This window comes from Paenibacillus sp. GD4 (genome assembly GCF_030846225.1).
Taxonomy (GTDB): domain Bacteria; phylum Bacillota; class Bacilli; order Paenibacillales; family NBRC-103111; genus Paenibacillus_G; species Paenibacillus_G silviterrae.
On the sequence record NZ_JAVCYK010000002.1, the window covers coordinates 816267 to 832367 of the forward strand.

Below are 16101 nucleotides of genomic sequence, written 5' to 3' on the forward strand. Positions count from 1 at the left end.
TTCTTATTGTTTTACAGCACAAACGACTCCTGAAGGATCAGGAGCCGCCTGTGAGTCTCGAACCTATTCGTTATCTGTTCGCTTTAAAAATCACCGTACCTGTGTCAGGGTCATAGCTGCCGTTATTTACCGTATACAAATGGCCGTTGTCATCGAGCATATAGATGACGATTGGATTGGTATTTCCGCCCGAATACGGGACCGAGAGCCGCACATCGTCTCCGAAGCCTCGAATTTCTTTCCCGTCGATGCTTAAAGTGAAGGCGTATACCGGCTTGCCATCGGCCTTCTGTCTGTCATTGGCGGAAAGCTGGGTCACATCAACAAGCCTTGACGAAATCTCCACATGTACTGATGTGCGTTCCAAATTGTGCCGCTTGAACAGATTCGGGTCAATGAAAGCACGTAGAATGCCTGTATCCATCTCGAGCCGTTGGAGCCCTTGACTTTCCGCCGAGAATACGAACGACGCCGGCAGGTTGATTTGCGCCGAGGTGTAATCGGCTTGTGAATGCAGGGTTACTCTGACCTTTTGGTCGGAGGCCGCGCTTGCCGCCTCTTGAATATCTTTCGCTTTCACATCCGCAATCACCTTGCCGTCCTTCTCAGGAAGGATGTATTGGTGGATCGTATTGCCTTCGATTGCGGTCGAGCGAATGCGCACCCGTGTGCTTCCCGAAGCTCCAGAGCCGTCAGCAGCCGTAGCCGTTACGAGGACATTGCCTTCCGCCAGACCCCTCAGCTCGCCGGAGGCGTTAATCACAGCATTGGCTGTCGGTCCTCCGTCCTCCGAAGTCACCGTCCAGATGACCGATTTGTCCGTTGCCGCCGCTGGAAATACGGTAGCGACCATCTGAAGAGACTCCGAGACAAACAGCCCGTCGGCCTTCCCGGCTCCGGTCACCTCGATGCCGGACACCAGCACCGGTGTTCGCTTCAGCTTCGGTACGGGCGGAGCGGACATGCCGTCGCCTAAGTAGAAGCTCGGATGCGGCGGCTGATTGTAGCCTACATTCTGCCATGCAATCGACAGACGGTATTGCGTATCATCCATGAGCGTATACAGTCGGTGCTGAGTCATCTCGCTAGTTGTGTAGATGTGCAATGCACTGCTATCCTCCGTACGCCATACCGCCTCCTCCCGCCAATCTCCGAACAGATCAGCCTGCAGGTTCGGTGTCCCTTTCGTCGTGTTGTTTGAGTACGTGCCTGTTGCCGTCAATAAATTGACAGCCCGGCTGTTCATATAGTCCCATTTGTCTATTTTTCCGGTACCGGCTCCTGCCGTACTGGAGTAATTGTGATCAAGAAGCTCGCGAAGCAAATCCCCGTCCCACCAAATGCCGAAGTTTATGGAAGGCATTCTGGTGGAAATCCGTTGTCCCTTTGCCGTGTAGACACCCCCGGATTCCCCGGAAGCCCACATCTCTTCGCCGTGATAACGCGGGTCAATATCTCCTGACATCCCGCGTCCTACATCGTAATTGGTCGGAATTCCCCAGAGAAGCTCGCCTGTTTCCGCATTCCGGAGTTCAATGCCGGCAGAGCTCGGATAGTGCTCATGTACACTGAATACCTCCAGCCCCGGGTTGCTCGGGTCAAGATCTCCAGCGTGAAGCGCGTCCCCGTGTCCGAGTCCGGTCCGGTACAGCGGCTTGCCGTTATCGTCAAGGACCATAGCGCCAAAAATGATTTCATCCTTGCCGTCCTTGTCTACGTCCGCAATGCTGAGCTGATGGTTGCCTTCGCCGGCATAATCGCCGTATCCCGGAGTGTTGGTATCGAAGGTCCATTGTTTGCTAAGCTGTCCGTCTCTCCAGTTATAAGCAACCACCACTGTACGGGTGTAATAGCCGCGGGAGAAGATCAGACTCGGCCGTTCCCCGTCCAAGTAAGCAACGCCGGCGAGAAAACGGTCCACACGGTTCCCGTAGCTGTCTCCCCAGCTCGATACGTTGCCGCGCGGCGGATCATAGTTCGTCGTGGCAAGTGCCTTCCCTGTGGTCCCTTCGAAGACGGTCAGATACTCGGGACCGCTCAGAATATAGCCGCTGGAATTGCGGTAATCCGCGTTCGGGCTGCCGATAATCTGCCCCGTACCGTCCACGGTTCCGTCCGCCGTTTTGAAAGCAACCTCTGCTTTCCCGTCGCCGTCCAGATCATAAACCATGAATTGAGTATAGTGCGCGCCGGCCCGAATATTCCGTCCGAGATCGATCCGCCACAGGAGTGTACCATCCAATCGGTATGCGTCAATAAAGACATTGCCCGTATACCCGCTTTGGGAGTTATCCTTCGAATTGGAAGGGTCCCACTTGACGATCAGCTCATACTTGCCGTCTCCGTCGAGATCGCCGACACTAGTGTCATTTGCACTGTAAGTATAAGCGGCGCCGTTGATCACCCCGTCTGCAGGCTTCTGAAGCGGAACGGACTTGTATGGATCCCGCCATACGGGAAAAGCTTCCGAGCTCGGCTCCTCGATTCCCCCGATGACGGCCCGGACCTCATAAGTCGAGTCGACGGTTCCCTCAGGATCCAAGTAGTTCGTGCTTGTTGATATCGGTGCACTGTTGATTCGCTGTCCGTTACGGTAGAGGTGGAAGGAAATATGTTCCGGGTCGGTGCCGAGCAAACGCCACCCGATATAAATACCTCCGTCCGAAAGGACCGCAACCGGGCTTCGGTCGAGCGTCTCCGCCTGACGGTACAGCACGGTAGCCGCCGGCACATTCAACACAGCGGACGGATTGGATTTACCGCCGGCATTAACGGCAACGACCTGATAATAATAAGGGATCGTCGTAAACACATCCGTGTCAGTGAACTCGGCTGATGTTGAGGAACCTACCTGGATGAACGGCCCGCCTGGCGACTTCGAGCGGTAGACATTGTACCAAAGTGCACTCGCCGAGGGACTCCAGCCGATGATAATTTGCTCCTTAGCCGATGCCTTCACATACAGCTCTGCCGGAGCAGACGGTGGCGGAGTCGCGGGATCTACAACGCTCACCGTGATGGGCGGACTGGAAGCGGATTCATAATTTTGCGCTGTCAGCTGCGATACTTTATATTGATACGTTTCCGTAAGGTTGACCGTTGTATCCTTAAAGCCGGGAGCTGCCGAGCTGCCGATTAGTGAAAAATTCCCGTCTCCCGCCCCGGTCCGATAAATGTTATAGCCTAAGGCACCATATACAGCCTCCCATACTAAGCTGACGGATGCAGCAGGGGCATAGGTCATTTCAGATACGGTCAAGCCTGATGGATACGTTAAAGGGTAAATCTCTATTGCATTCACACGGCCGTTGTTCGTAAATTGGAAGGTCATTTGGCCGTCCTCTAGGCGTACCGTCTTTGTAAGCTCGCTAAACAACCCGCTGCCGGACGAAATCGTTCCATACGAAACGCCTTCCATTCGAACATCCGTTTTATTGGAGGCAATGGCGTCACCGGCAACGATCTTGACCGAATATTCCCCGTTCGGAAGATCAACCATAAACAAGAAATTGCTGTTGATCACGAAATCCCGCAGCAACGGATCGGAGCCGCCGCGGTCGCGAAAATCCGTAGAGATATTCAGTCCATAACCTCTGGCGGCGCTGTAGATCATCTTGTTCGTAACCTGATTGTAACCCGGCGCAACGGGACTGGTCTCGGAACCGAAATCGAATTTCAAGCTTGGCAGCGCTGCTGCCGACGCGGCCTGTGAGCCAACGATGCCTGTGCCGGCGAGCAGTGAGACGAGCATAATCGCGCTTAGTATCGCGGACAAACGTTTTTTCCACAGCTGAACCAACCGTATCCCTCCCAAATTTATGTTCCATGCCACTTGCTGTTTCCTAATAATTACGACAATAGCCTTAGTTTCACCCCGTTACGATCACCCCCTTACTGGCTAGTGAGGAACATTGCGTTACGTTCCATGGAAAACTCAAGGTAATAGTAATGGAAAGCATGCCGGGCGGCAATGAGACTTTTCTTGCTCTTGGATATATGGCGGTTAGACTTTCTTGCAAGGCTTACCCTGTTGAGTATCCGTTGTATCGTTTTGGTTATATCCGGCATAATTTAAAGTTGCTTGCTGCACATCCATGATTATGCATCCGTAATTTTTACAATATGTATACATAGCAATAATACTGCAATAACATCCCTTCGCTATGCTTGTGGAAGACGTATCCAATATATATAGAAGCTGAAGGAGACCTCCCCCATGATGAAAAAACGTTTCATTACCGCTATAACGACGCTTACACTTATGACAGGAACAGGAGCTGCCTCCGCTGCCGAAGTAACCGGGACTACAGCGGAAGCCATTCGGTATACCGACAACGGACAAGCACTCACGCCCGCCTCCCCCGCCGTTAATCTGGAAGGCTCATTGTACCTGCCGCTTCGCGCCTTCGGTGAAGCCGTAGGCAAGTATGTAGACTGGGATGAGTTTCAGGAAGCCGTGGCACTGACGGATAAACCAACCTTGACCGGCAAGTATAAGCTGACAGCCGACAATCTCGCGGATGGGGTGAAGATGGGCATCGGCTCCTCCCTAACCCATTTGCCGGGTGATCCGGATAATATCTTCTACACGACGGCGGACCGTGGCCCGAATGGGCAAATGGTCGTTAACGGCAAGGAAATCAGAACCTTCCCGCTCCCTGACTATGCACCTACCATCTACAAAATCGAGCTGTCGGGGAACCAAATCAACATTTTGGAGAAGCTCCCTCTGAAGGTTGCCGGGACGAACCCCGTAACCGATATACAAACCATAACCGGCCTTCCTAATATTAAAGGTCGTGATGAAATGCCTTACGATGCTAAGGGAGAAAAAGAGCTGGCTTACGATCCGTATGGTCTCGATGTAGAGGGCTTGGCCTATAACGCGAAGGATCAGACGTTCTGGATCTCCGATGAATACGGTCCGTCCATCGCTCATGTGAAGCGCGACGGAACGGTGATCGAGCGGATTGTTCCGCAGGGCTGGGCTGCTCAAGCTTCCACTCCGCTAATGAAAATTCATGAAGAGCTTCCGGCGGTCTATAATCAGCTCCGGCAAAACCGCGGTGCCGAAGCCGTAGGCATCACACCGGACGGGAAGTTTCTGTTCATGGCGATGCAAAGCCCGCTGCGGAACCCAACGAAAGAAATGGATCAATCCCGTCAAATCCGCTTGATCAAGTTTAATCTGGAAACATTAAAGCCTGTCGCCGAGTTCGCCTATGTAGCTGAGGATGCCCGGCAATTCAAAGATTTGAAGCAAGCGGATATTGTTATCTCCGATTTGGTCGTAGTTCATGAGAATCTGCTTCTTATCGACGAGCGCGATAAGAACGCCGGGGATAAGGCCCAGCTTAAGCGCATTTATGCTATTGATCTTACGAAAGCTACCAACATCCTTGGTAAATTCGATGATGCCGCCGCAGCCGGCAAAACCTTGGAACAAATGAGCATACAAGATCTGAAGACTCATGGCATTACTCCTCCATCCAAGCGTACGGTAGTGGATCTGGTCGCCTTTCAATTCCCCTATGAGAAGGTGGAGGGCCTCTCGCTTGTGAATGGCAATAAGCTGGTCATTGTTAATGATAATGATTTTGGCGTCGACAACACCTCTCCTGAGAATGGTACAGAGCTTTGGACGTTTGAACTGCCTTATACAATGGAATAGCAACAGGAAGAAGGCTGCTTCCATCACACAATGTGATGAATGCAGCCTTTTTTGTTCTGCGGCTGAACGATTTTCATGTAACTTTCCCGGCTGTTCCGCGTCTTAATTTATATAAAATACGGGAAGGTGAGCGGTATGAAAATAAGCATACTCGGCTCCTTGGCTGCCGCACTATGGGCAGCGGGTACCGGTATCGTCTGGGGTTCACCCGTACAAGCGGAAACAACGGTCCCTGTGGGCACGCCGGTCGGAACCGTGTTATCCACCGATATCAGGGCTGATATTAATGGGGAGACCATTCCCTCCCTAAACATTGACGGTTATACGGCAGTCATAGCCGAGGACCTTAGGCGGTACGGCTTCGATGTCGCCTGGATTCCGAAGGAGCGCCGGGTGGACATCACGTACACGCCCGGCAAAGCAATCAACCCGCTTCCCGGCCCTCCCTTGGAACCTTCCTCGGTCGGGGAAAAGCTCGGTGATGTAGTGTCAACGGACATTCGGGTATATTACGCCGGTCAACCGCTCCCCTCCTATAACATCGGCGGTCATACGGCCATTTCGCTTAACGACTTGTCTAGCTTTGGGCAGATAGAATGGAAAGAGCAAGAACGAAAGCTATCGTATTCCCCTTCACGGAACGTCTCCGACCCTTCGCTCAAGGATAGCCCGCCGCTTGTGCTGCGGCAGACGAAGCTCACGGAGCTAGGTCCATTTAAGATCACAGGCCCCGACGTCCTCCTCGATGGAGCTGCCTTCGGTCTTGTCGCGGGCGATGACCCGATGCTGCCGGTTCGTCAGCTCGCGGAGAAGCTCGGGTACAAGGCGGAATGGCAGCAGGACGGTTCCCTTGTTATGGACGACGGAACAAACCGCTTTCACATCGTCCCCGGGCTGAGCGCTCCTGAGCTCACCTGGCTTGGAGGCGAAGCCGAGAGCTTCGACTGGTATCGGACACCGGTCGCCAGGTCGGGAGACCTATACATTCACGAACAGGATGCGCGTTCGCTGTTCGGCTGCTCCACCGAGCTCCCGGACAGTACTAACGGTCGCACCTCCTTCTCACTGCGCTGTCCCGAATATAAAGTTGAAGATCACGGCGTACCGCAAGCCTTTCCCGGCCTCAGATACGGTCTGCAGGCTGCTGCATATCTTGACGACAGCAAGCTCTTTATTCCCGCGCTGCAGTAAACTAATTCCGTTCAAGGCCAGCGGCAGTTCGACAATCGCTTTCATGTCCGTAGAGACGGGGCGGCCGAAGGCGGGCTCGTGAAATACACGCTGGCTGCGGAAGCGCAGATTGACATCGCCGATAATGACATGATACTGCAGATCACCGACGGACATAAGACCCTCTACAGGAAGTCATTTGCGCCTGAGGTGGAAGTAAGCAAAGCGAGTCCGATTTTGAAGTATAGCGACATCATTTCTCATGGCACCTACAGCCACATCCGGCTGAGTCAGCCGGCTCTGGTCTACTCGGAAACTGCAGACGACCTTGCCCGTCTCAGCGGATCGGTAGAGCGAGCGGTAGGCGAGCAGCTCCGGTTTGTCGTGGAGAAACGAGAAAACGGCGGGTACCGGGAAATATGGAGATACGGAACACCGCTTACCTCCGAGCAATTCGAAGCTGAGCTGCCGCTTCCTTCAGGGCAAGGAATCTACCGGATTCGGATTTTGAGTGAGGAGCAGGCTGACGGAAGAAGCATCCAAACCGAGTTTGACATCGCCCATCTATTCATCAACAAAACCGCCGGCGATCCGTTTCCTTCTCCTGTCGATCCTAACGTATATCAGCTGCCGGCTAGCAGTGAAGCGGCTCGTATTCCAAGCCAATGGAACTTCGGCAGCTATCCTGCCAGGTATACCGGCTATGACGGCTATCCATTGTCGCTTTCTTTCGGCAGCTATGGATTGTACGGCCAAAACACTTGGCTGGGGACGCCCGTCGACCTTAAGGTACGGCTTACCAATGTGGGCGAAGAGCCGATTACGCTTAGTAAGCCTCTCGATTTTGAGGCTCAAATTGTACGTTATATCCCGAGAGGCGACACAAACGAATACCAGATCGTCTGGCATGGTCTGCTGCCCGCTTTAAGCGGGTCATTACAACCGCTGGATTATGCAGAGCTTTCATTCCGGTGGGATATGCTGGACGATGACGGCAAGCTCGTTCCACCGGGCCAATACACAGTTCAGGTTAAGCTGCCGATGACTTTCGAGTTTACCAAACAAGGAGAGAACGAAAAAGCGATACAAGAAATGCAAGGAGGAATGCGGACGCGGGCACCGATTTTCGTGCTCTGGCCCAACGAATAGCTGCTGCCGGATTATTTTTCAATTGCCAATCTGAATACCAATACTGCAAGTACACCGGTTAGCGGCGTCATTATCATGGCTTCCAAGCCGGAGCTAGAAGCGAAATTGCCGATTGTATTTAACACCATAAGTCCAAACATAACCCATGTACCGAAATTCACTGTTCTCCTCAACTTCCCTTTGAAAGCATATCCTGCTTTAGCAGCAATGACTGCAATAAATAGGGCTTGCACACCTAGCGATATGCTTTCAAAGAGGATTACATCCCCCTCACCCTTTAATCTTCCTCCCCAAACAAAATTATAGGGCAACACTTTAAGCAGGATCATGGCATGCATCAAAATCGCTAAGGTATTGATGGTGATAATTATATTGCCTGCCAGTCGAATGCTAATTAAGCTTTTCATTTCCATAAATTTCATATCCTTCTCCTTGTTTGAGTACGGCATTGCTTGCCCATATTTATATTATTCACGCTGTTGAGAAACTAAGCCGCGTTTGAGATGGTCTGAAGTAAGCACATATTTTCTGCGGCTTCATATGGTAAGAGCATACCATACAGGAGAGTGATTGTATGCGCCTTACCCAAACACGAAACCGAACGCTAATTGCTAGAAGACTCGGCATTTCCGCCAGACGCAATGCCCCCTTATTCAAAAAAATAATCACGAATCGCACCTATGCCGGTAACCTCGTATTAGCTATTCGTGCACGCAATTTCAACCGAGTGGAGCAGTTGATTCAGCAGGTCGTACCGCAAGCTGCCGTCAGCGTAGGTGCAGGCTTCGAATCGGACATCAACTTTACGAACCCCACACAAAGCTTCGGGTTCGGCATCTTCCGTCCAGGGCAAACCATCCGTACGCCGCAAATCCGACAGGTAGCGCGTATCATGCAGCCTATCATTCGGCGACTTGCCGCAAGCCGCTGCTTCCGGTTGCTCGTCGTGAAGCTGTACCTTGGTAATAAACAAGCTGCACTGCTTCGGTTACTAAGAGCAGTCTCCGGGTCCCGGCGGTTGGAATCCGTAGGTATCGATGAATTTGGCTTCTTTGCTGTCGTTCGCTTGTCTAACAACGTGCGATACAACGCTATTTTTTCCATCCAGGTATAGTCTCCCGTTTTACGGGAGCGGCAGCAATGCTGCTGCCGGCAAAGGGCTGTCCTCCGGTAACAGGAGGCGGCCCTGCAAATCGACGGCTGTAATCGACATTTGAACGAGAAATATAGGAAAATATATCCTTTTATTTACTAAATTATCATGTTAAAGTATTCGTAATACGACAACTTTTGCCATGATGGAGAAGGCCGATGAAACGAAACTTTAGACAAGCAGCCACCATTTGTACGATACTGTTCGCCATGATGTGGATCTACTCGGACCAAGTAAAAGCGGCAGGCAGCCATAGCGCCAAAGTAGCGGTACCCTCGTTGAATGTGCGCAGCAAAGCGGATGCTCAATCTCCTGTTATCGGATCATTGAAACGGAACGATGTTGTTACAATATCCCAGGAGTCGTTCGGCTGGGTAAAGGTTACCTCCGGGCGTACCACCGGATGGGTAGCGGGGCAATATTTACAGAGAACCAGTGCCGGATCAGCGGACAAGCAGTCTACTGCAGCCACTCGCACCGGTCGAGCTGATCAAGGGAAGACCACGAAGCAGACATCCGTTCCCCCCGGGCTAAAGGGGAAAGTAATCGTCATCGATCCGGGGCATGGAGGGAATGACAGTGGGGTTATCGGCAAGAAGTACGGTAGCTTGGAGAAGACGCTTAATTTGTCAACCTCCTCCTACTTAGCCGATATGCTTCGTCAAGCCGGGGCAAAGGTTATTATGACGAGGATTTCCGATAAGGAGAAGCCTGGGCTCTCCGAGCGAGTAGCCGTTAGCGAACGGAACCGGGCGGATGCGTTTATCAGCATTCATTACAACTCATCCTTGAAGTCGAACTCCGGCACATTAACGTTTTACCATGATCAATCGAAAGATTTGACATTGTCTAGAAAAATCGAAAGCCGCCTTCGTGAAAAGGCAGGCTTGAAGAGCAGCGGCATTTCTTACGGCAATTACCATGTGCTTCGCGAGAACGATAGGCCATCAACTTTAGTGGAGCTAGGGTTTCTATCCAACCCCAAGGATGAAGCAATCGTCCGGACAGGCGCTTACCAGAAGAAAGCAGCGGAAGCAATCGCTGCCGGATTGAAAGATTATTTTAAACTGTAGGACTGCTAACTAAAAGCCATCCACTGATTTAGTGAAATCCTATAAATCTTGGATTAAGCTATTGTTTTCATCTCTTTCCTGTAGCTGAACAAAATTGAAACAGCAGCCAAACAGCTTACAGAGCACCAAGTAAACATCCCCGAATAGGATATATATTGAGCCAAAACCCCCATTAGCAGCCCGCCGACGGAAAAGCCAATGTCATAGGATGAAATAAACAACCCCAACAGCAAGGCTCTGCGCTGAGAAGGCAGCACAAAAGTCAAGTAAGTAACCAGCGTTGGGTAGATTAATGCTATCGCTAGTCCGTTACATAAAGCAGCGGCATATAAAAACCATTCTGCTGCATCAAGCCACGCAAGCAGCTGGGAGCCTAATGCTGCTGACAGCAGCAAGCACGTTATAAATCTCGGGTGCCATCTGCCATCGGAAGGCAGTCTTTTTCTTAATGAAAACCGGCAAACCACTACCGCCAGCCCCTGCAATATCAAATAAAGGCTGGCGTCGCCCACCCCTGTTCTGTCCGTATATAACGGGATAAAGGTAAGGACTGTACCGTATACACATGAAACAACCAGCATGATTATCGAACAAACCAGGAGGTTTCGGTTCTGCCACAGCTGGCTGAATGATTTGAGCAGCTCCAAGAAGGAAAGAATGTCTCCCTTTACCGCCTTTTTGGGTAAAGGCGCCGCATATCCCGCCACCACCGTAGCTGCAGCAAGCACCGCCATCATTAGGATGAAATGGAGCCATTCCCCCGATCTCCACACGGCAAAGGCTAATATAGGGGTAACAAGCTGCGGCAGCATGGTAGAGAGAGTGTACAGAGACATGCCCTGCGCACGATCTCCCGCCGCAAGGCGCTCTACCAAAGCCAACTGCATGATCATCGAGAAAAAGGCTGTAATTCCTCCTTGCAGTGCGCGAAGAGCCAGCAGCGGCAGCAGGCTGCCACTTTCTGCAAACATATACGCGACAAGGCATCCGGCATGAATCAGGACCAACCCACGCATTAGCTTAGCAGCCCCATGCTTGACAATCATTTGTCCCGCCCATGGCCGCAGAAGCATGCAGGTGAACATATATCCGCCCATCATGAGCCCGATCTCCCCTTGCCTCATCCCCATGGCATCGCCCTGCAGCGGAAGGATAACGGTTAAGATCGCATTAGCCGAGAAGAAGAGCACGGCAAGCCAATAAAGCTTTAACTGCCCCCTAGACATTGGGCCTTCTGTACGGTTCATAAACGTCTAACCCCAAACCTCGCCCGTTCAAAAGGCTGCTCAAGCAGCATGGAGTCAAACAGCCGTTGTACACCGGGGTGCCCGCTTCGGCCAAGCTCCTGGGGATGGTCGCAGCGGGCAACGACTCTCCCTTGCTCCATCACTACGACCGAATCCGAGAGCGAAAGTGCCGCTTTCAGATCGTGAGTGATAAACAGATAGGATAAGCCATGCTCCTGCTTCAGCCCCTTTAACAACCCTAGGATTCGGGCTTGCGTTACCGCATCCAGGCTGCTTACCGCTTGGTCCAGCACGATAAGCTTCGGCTTCAATGCCATCGCCCTGGCAATGCTGATGCGCTGAAGCTGTCCGCCGCTGAATTGATGCGCTCGCTTACCCATATCGTCTGCGCTCAAGCCAACCTCTTCCAGCAATGATCCCACCGTACGCTATAACTCTTGATAAGATAGCTTGGCATAATTTTGCAGCGGCTCTGCAATGATTTGTTCGGCGCTCATTCTCGGATTTACGGAGGAGTGGCAATCCTGGAAGACAACCTGAAGATCCCGGCGAAGCCGTCTTCGGACGGCAGGCACTGCTGTGTAAAGATTCTCTCCTTGAAAAACAACCTCACCCCGCTGTGGATTCTCAAGCCCAAGAATGACCCTCCCCAGCGTGCTCTTCCCTGCTCCGCTTGAGCCAAGCAAGCCTAGACATTGCCCTTGCTCAATCGAGATGGACACATCGTGCAGCACCGGCGTCTTTCTTCCGGATGTCCCGAAAAGGGAGAAGGAGGAATAGCCCTGCGTTACATGGTTAACCCTTAATAAGCTCATAAATGTCCCCCTTTACACCGAAGCACAGCAATTATCATGCTTATCGCCCCAATCGCGGCGCACGCCCCGAACATCGCTTCATAAGAATACAATGCGGCGATGAAGCTTAGTCCCATGGTTCCTACGGAGGTGCCGAAATCAGCTGCCGCTATAAATACTCCAAGTCCACTCCCCCTATGCCGGGCAGGCACGATAAAGGAAACATACGATACTAAAGAGGGATATAGCATTGATAAGGCAGCCCCGTTACAAGCAGCGGCAATCAAAAGCAGCGGAAGTGTGTTTGTGATCCCGATGAATCCCGCCCCCGCTGTCAGCAGCAATAGCAGTACTCCAATAAGTCCTTTAGGGAATTGCCCTCCTGTCGGAACGAAACGCTTCCCAAAGAGCCTCAGCGCGATTAAGACAAGGGTTTCCGTCAAAAAGTAATGTCCGGTATAAGGCAAGTGCTTTTGCCCTAAGTACAACGGCAGGAACGCCGCCGTCGAGCCGATAACGGCTCCCGCCAGGAGCATAATCAATGAAGGAAACCATAGCGCCTTGTCCTTCCATGCTTGATAATCGTCAGTTAACGCTCCCTTGCCCCGGTCATTGTGACCCACGGCTTGACTGTACTCGGGGAGCTTTACAGCATAACCGACCAACAGTGTCGTTACTCCAAGACCAATCAAGCCTATAAATAAATAGGTATTCGGGACCTCATTGACCAGTTGGACAATTAAGAGCGGCCCGTACGCATAAGGCAGCATCGATGCCAGCGAAAACAAGGTCAAACCCTGACCCCTGGATTGATCGGGCAGAGCCTCAATGATCATCAAATGGGATATCATAGAGAAAAAAGCAAGAATCGCTCCCTGAACCATACGCAGTACGGCGTAGACGATCAGCTCTTGAATCAAATAAAGCGATAATACTGCTACATTCAATAGCAGCAGCACGGTAAAAATGCGCCTTCTGCCGAAACGGTCCACAAGCTTGCCGGCCACCGGGCGAAGAAACATGGATATAAACATATAACCGCCCATCATGAGCCCAATCTGAGACGGAGACGCTCCCAAGGAGCTCGCGCTGAGCGGTAAAAGAATCAACAGCACATGACTGGTGGTATAGAACAACAGCGCCAGCAAATAAATTTGCAGCGCTACAATACTGAACGGCCCCTCCCGCCGAAGTGAAATCATGACGTGACAAGCTCCGTCGTCTTTTCGCTGTAAGCCACTTTGGGTCGAGCATCCATTAGCTGTTTCGTGTACGATTGCTGCGGATTCCTAAACAACTCATATACATCCGCCCGCTCTACCAGCATACCCCGCTGCATCACAGCCACCTCATCCGACATCTCGGCAATCACGCTAAGATCATGCGATATCAGCATAATAGCCGTACCGTGCTCCCTGCGGCATTTCTCCAACAGACGAAGCACCTGCAGCTGATTTACCGTGTCGAGCGCAGTTGTCGGTTCATCGGCAAGCAGTAAAGCAGGCTTCAAGCACATCGCCAGCGCGATCATGGCACGCTGCAGCATCCCTCCACTGAGCTCAAAGGGATATCGCTTAAGAACAAGCTGCGGCTCCGGCAGGTTCATATCCAAGAGCGCCTCTGCCGCCAATTCCATCGCCTGCTTCCTGCTGAGCGGAGAATGCGTGCAAATCGAATCCGCGAATTGACTTCCTATGGTAAATACAGGGGAAAAAGCATTCATCGGGTTTTGCATAATGTACGCGATCTCTTTCCCCCGAATACATCGCAGCTCCGCCTCTTTCAAACCGTTTAGCTCCCGCCCGCGCAGACGAATACTGCCCTCCACTTTGGTCGTCTTCCGGTCCAGCAGCTGCAGGATGGACAAACAGGTCATCGTCTTCCCGCTGCCGCTTTCACCGACAACCCCCAGGACGGAGCCTTGCTTCACTGCAAAGTCAATGTCATTGACAAGGCAAAGCTCTTCCCGCTGCCGGGATTCGGTCGTTACTCGCAGCCCCTTTACCTCAAGGAGCACATTCGTTTGTTCCTTCATGAGCTCATTCCTTTTCAAAGCGTCGCTTCACCCCGAAGCGCTCAGATAATGCCTCACCCAACAGGTTAAAAGTGACAACCACCAATAAAATCATCATCCCCGGATAAAGCATCAGCTCCGGCTGGCTCCGAATATACTTTTTCCCTTCTTGAATCATGGCTCCCCACTCCGGGGTAGGAGGCTGAATGCCCAGCCCGAGAAAGGATAACGCCGATATGTCCATAATTGCCCAGCCCATCTCCAGCGTCCCCATCACGGCGATTGGCGGCAGCACGTTCGGAAGCAAATGTCTTACGATAATTCTGAGCTCGGAAGTCCCGCTGACCCTGGCAGCCGTAATGAAGCTTCGTTCCTTTAAGCTCAATATCATACTCCGGAACATCCGGGCATAATACACCCACTGTACCAGCATCATGGCAAGCACTACCTGCATAAGCCCAGGCCCGAATATGCCTACCAATCCAAGAATAAGCACAAGATTCGGAAAGGCCATGACCCCGTCGCAAAGCCGCATTAACAGATAATCGATTATGCCGCCTCTATAGCCTGCTATAGATCCGATTACTAGCCCGATCCCGAGAGAGGCAATAAATATCAACGAGGCAAAGCCTAGTGAATACCGGGCTCCATACAATAGCCGCGAAAGATTGCACCTGCCTAAATGGTCTGTCCCTAAAGGGTATTCCATAGAAGCGGCCTGCAGCTTGTTCGCCAAATTTACTTGTACCGGGTCGTGCGGTGCAATCCATGGAGCGAGTATCGTTACAAGCGCGAGCAATGAAAGCAAGCCTAAACAGACAGGTATAACCTTCGGGCCTCTCAACCCGATTCGAATGCTTCGAATACTCGCGATCATGATTTAGCATTCCCTCCCCTTGTAATTCTCGGATCAAGCAGCATTTGCAGCAGATCCACCAGGAGATTGCTAACGATGAAAATGCAGGCGACCAGAAAAACATAGCATTGTATAACCGGCAAATCGCGGTTAAAAATTGATTCAACAAAATACCGGCCGAACCCCGGCCAGGAAAACACCTCTTCAACTATAATTGTTCCTGCGAGCAATCTGCCGATGTTCATGCCTAATCCCGTGATCATCGGGGATATCGCAATTCGAAGCACATGCTTGCTCATAATCAGACGCTCACGCAAACCTCGTGTCCTCGCAAAAATCACATATGGCTCATGCAGCTGTTCTAAGACGTTCGCACGGAGCAGCCGCGTATAGATGGCAATTAAGCCCATGGCCAAGGTCACCGATGGCAGGACGAGGTTTTCCCAGGAGCCTCTGCCTTGAACTGGAAGCAAATCCAGCTTTAACGCAAAAAAGAAGATGAGCAGGTAACCCATCCAGAACTGCGGAATCGATGCCCCTAAGAAAGCGATGCCTCTGCTGAGCTGATCGATGATGCCGTTCTTATATATGGCTGAGAAAAAGCCAAGGGGTACACTTACGATGATAGCCACTAGAATGCTGCTGAAAGCCAGCTGAAGCGTTGCAGGCATTCGCAGCTTGACCTCATCCCAAACCGGCGTCTTCGTAATATAAGATATGCCGAAATCCAATCGGCACATCTTGAGAATCGAGCCGGCATATTGAACCAAGAGCGGCTGATCCAAGCCAAACTCCTTGCGGACCTCCGCGAGCACCTCTTCCGTTGGATGAATATGGGCAACGGTTAAGTAGACCTCCGCCGGATCAACCGGCGAAAGTCGGATCATACCGAAGGAAAGCAGTGTAGCAAATAAAAAGATGGGTATCACGGCAAGCAGCCGCTGAGCGATATATCGGGCCATACGGATACACTC

12 protein-coding genes and 1 pseudogene are annotated in these 16101 nt (G+C 51.8%); 5 read left to right on the forward strand and 8 right to left on the reverse strand.

The genetic code is table 11. From position 1 onward, the window contains the following. Positions 1-70: 70 nt before the first annotated feature. The gene (locus tag RAC89_RS26525; protein ID WP_306617808.1) at positions 71-3751 is read right to left on the reverse strand and encodes a rhamnogalacturonan lyase family protein; all 3681 of its coding nucleotides are present in this window, start codon (positions 3749-3751) and stop codon (positions 71-73) included. A gap of 465 nt (positions 3752-4216) precedes the next feature. On the opposite strand from RAC89_RS26525, the gene RAC89_RS26530 reads away from it, so the two are divergent. From RAC89_RS26530 to RAC89_RS26540, 3 genes are all read left to right on the forward strand, one after another. Beyond that, a complete protein-coding gene (locus tag RAC89_RS26530) occupies positions 4217-5671 on the forward strand; it encodes an esterase-like activity of phytase family protein (RefSeq protein WP_306616735.1) in 1455 nt (484 codons plus the stop codon). Positions 5672-5806: 135 nt separating this feature from the next. Then, positions 5807-6862 carry a hypothetical protein gene (locus RAC89_RS26535; RefSeq protein ID WP_306616736.1) on the forward strand — a complete coding sequence of 352 codons (1056 nt, stop codon included), beginning with the start codon at positions 5807-5809 and terminating at the stop codon, positions 6860-6862. 78 nt (positions 6863-6940) lie between these two features. Further along, complete coding sequence (locus tag RAC89_RS26540) at positions 6941-7990, forward strand: flagellar hook assembly protein FlgD (protein ID WP_306616737.1); 1050 nt, start codon at positions 6941-6943, stop codon at positions 7988-7990. An 11-nt stretch (positions 7991-8001) separates the two neighbouring features. On the opposite strand, the gene RAC89_RS26545 is transcribed toward RAC89_RS26540, so the two are convergent. Then, entirely contained in the window at positions 8002-8412 is a 411-nt protein-coding gene (locus tag RAC89_RS26545; protein WP_306616738.1) for a hypothetical protein, read from the reverse strand. A 152-nt stretch (positions 8413-8564) separates the two neighbouring features. Here RAC89_RS26545 and RAC89_RS26550 point away from each other — a divergent pair, with 152 nt between their 5' ends. Both RAC89_RS26550 and RAC89_RS26555 read left to right on the forward strand, forming a co-directional pair. Next, complete coding sequence (locus RAC89_RS26550; protein WP_306616739.1) at positions 8565-9104, forward strand: hypothetical protein; 540 nt, start codon at positions 8565-8567, stop codon at positions 9102-9104. A gap of 197 nt (positions 9105-9301) precedes the next feature. After that, the gene (locus RAC89_RS26555) at positions 9302-10216 is read left to right on the forward strand and encodes an N-acetylmuramoyl-L-alanine amidase family protein (RefSeq protein ID WP_306616740.1); all 915 of its coding nucleotides are present in this window, start codon (positions 9302-9304) and stop codon (positions 10214-10216) included. A gap of 53 nt (positions 10217-10269) precedes the next feature. Here the strand turns inward: RAC89_RS26555 and cntE (RAC89_RS26560) are convergent, their stop codons facing one another. From cntE (RAC89_RS26560) to nikB, 6 genes and pseudogenes are all read right to left on the reverse strand, one after another. After that, positions 10270-11463, reverse strand: a complete 1194-nt coding sequence (gene cntE, locus RAC89_RS26560) for a staphylopine family metallophore export MFS transporter CntE (RefSeq protein WP_306616741.1) — start codon at positions 11461-11463, stop codon at positions 10270-10272. After that, positions 11460-12278, reverse strand: a pseudogene (locus RAC89_RS26565) (ATP-binding cassette domain-containing protein). The gene cntE (RAC89_RS26560) and the pseudogene RAC89_RS26565 overlap by 4 nt, the downstream one beginning before the upstream one ends. Continuing rightward, positions 12275-13459, reverse strand: a complete 1185-nt coding sequence (cntE, locus tag RAC89_RS26570; RefSeq protein WP_306616742.1) for a staphylopine family metallophore export MFS transporter CntE — start codon at positions 13457-13459, stop codon at positions 12275-12277. The pseudogene RAC89_RS26565 and the gene cntE (RAC89_RS26570) overlap by 4 nt, the downstream one beginning before the upstream one ends. Further along, positions 13456-14292: an ABC transporter ATP-binding protein gene (locus RAC89_RS26575; protein ID WP_306616743.1), complete on the reverse strand. Its 837-nt coding sequence runs from the start codon at positions 14290-14292 to the stop codon at positions 13456-13458. The genes cntE (RAC89_RS26570) and RAC89_RS26575 overlap by 4 nt, the downstream gene beginning before the upstream one ends. Positions 14293-14296: 4 nt before the next feature. Further along, positions 14297-15148 (reverse strand): nickel ABC transporter permease subunit NikC, encoded by an 852-nt coding sequence (gene nikC / locus RAC89_RS26580; protein ID WP_306616744.1) that lies wholly within the window; start codon positions 15146-15148, stop codon positions 14297-14299. After that, the gene (nikB, locus tag RAC89_RS26585) at positions 15145-16089 is read right to left on the reverse strand and encodes a nickel ABC transporter permease subunit NikB (RefSeq protein WP_306616745.1); all 945 of its coding nucleotides are present in this window, start codon (positions 16087-16089) and stop codon (positions 15145-15147) included. The genes nikC and nikB overlap by 4 nt, the downstream gene beginning before the upstream one ends. Positions 16090-16101 lie beyond the last annotated feature (12 nt).

Coding starts and splice junctions, on each gene's coding strand:
- RAC89_RS26575 (WP_306616743.1), bottom strand. CDS start 14,292: ATGAAGGAACAAACGAATGTGCTCCTTGAGGTAAAGGGGCTGCGAGTA.
- cntE (WP_306616742.1), bottom strand. CDS start 13,459: ATGATTTCACTTCGGCGGGAGGGGCCGTTCAGTATTGTAGCGCTGCAA.
- nikB (WP_306616745.1), bottom strand. CDS start 16,089: ATGGCCCGATATATCGCTCAGCGGCTGCTTGCCGTGATACCCATCTTT.
- RAC89_RS26545 (WP_306616738.1), bottom strand. CDS start 8,412: ATGAAATTTATGGAAATGAAAAGCTTAATTAGCATTCGACTGGCAGGC.
- RAC89_RS26525 (WP_306617808.1), bottom strand. CDS start 3,751: ATGCTCGTCTCACTGCTCGCCGGCACAGGCATCGTTGGCTCACAGGCC.
- RAC89_RS26535 (WP_306616736.1), top strand. CDS start 5,807: ATGAAAATAAGCATACTCGGCTCCTTGGCTGCCGCACTATGGGCAGCG.
- cntE (WP_306616741.1), bottom strand. CDS start 11,463: ATGAACCGTACAGAAGGCCCAATGTCTAGGGGGCAGTTAAAGCTTTAT.
- nikC (WP_306616744.1), bottom strand. CDS start 15,148: ATGATCGCGAGTATTCGAAGCATTCGAATCGGGTTGAGAGGCCCGAAG.
- RAC89_RS26530 (WP_306616735.1), top strand. CDS start 4,217: ATGATGAAAAAACGTTTCATTACCGCTATAACGACGCTTACACTTATG.
- RAC89_RS26550 (WP_306616739.1), top strand. CDS start 8,565: ATGCGCCTTACCCAAACACGAAACCGAACGCTAATTGCTAGAAGACTC.
- RAC89_RS26555 (WP_306616740.1), top strand. CDS start 9,302: ATGAAACGAAACTTTAGACAAGCAGCCACCATTTGTACGATACTGTTC.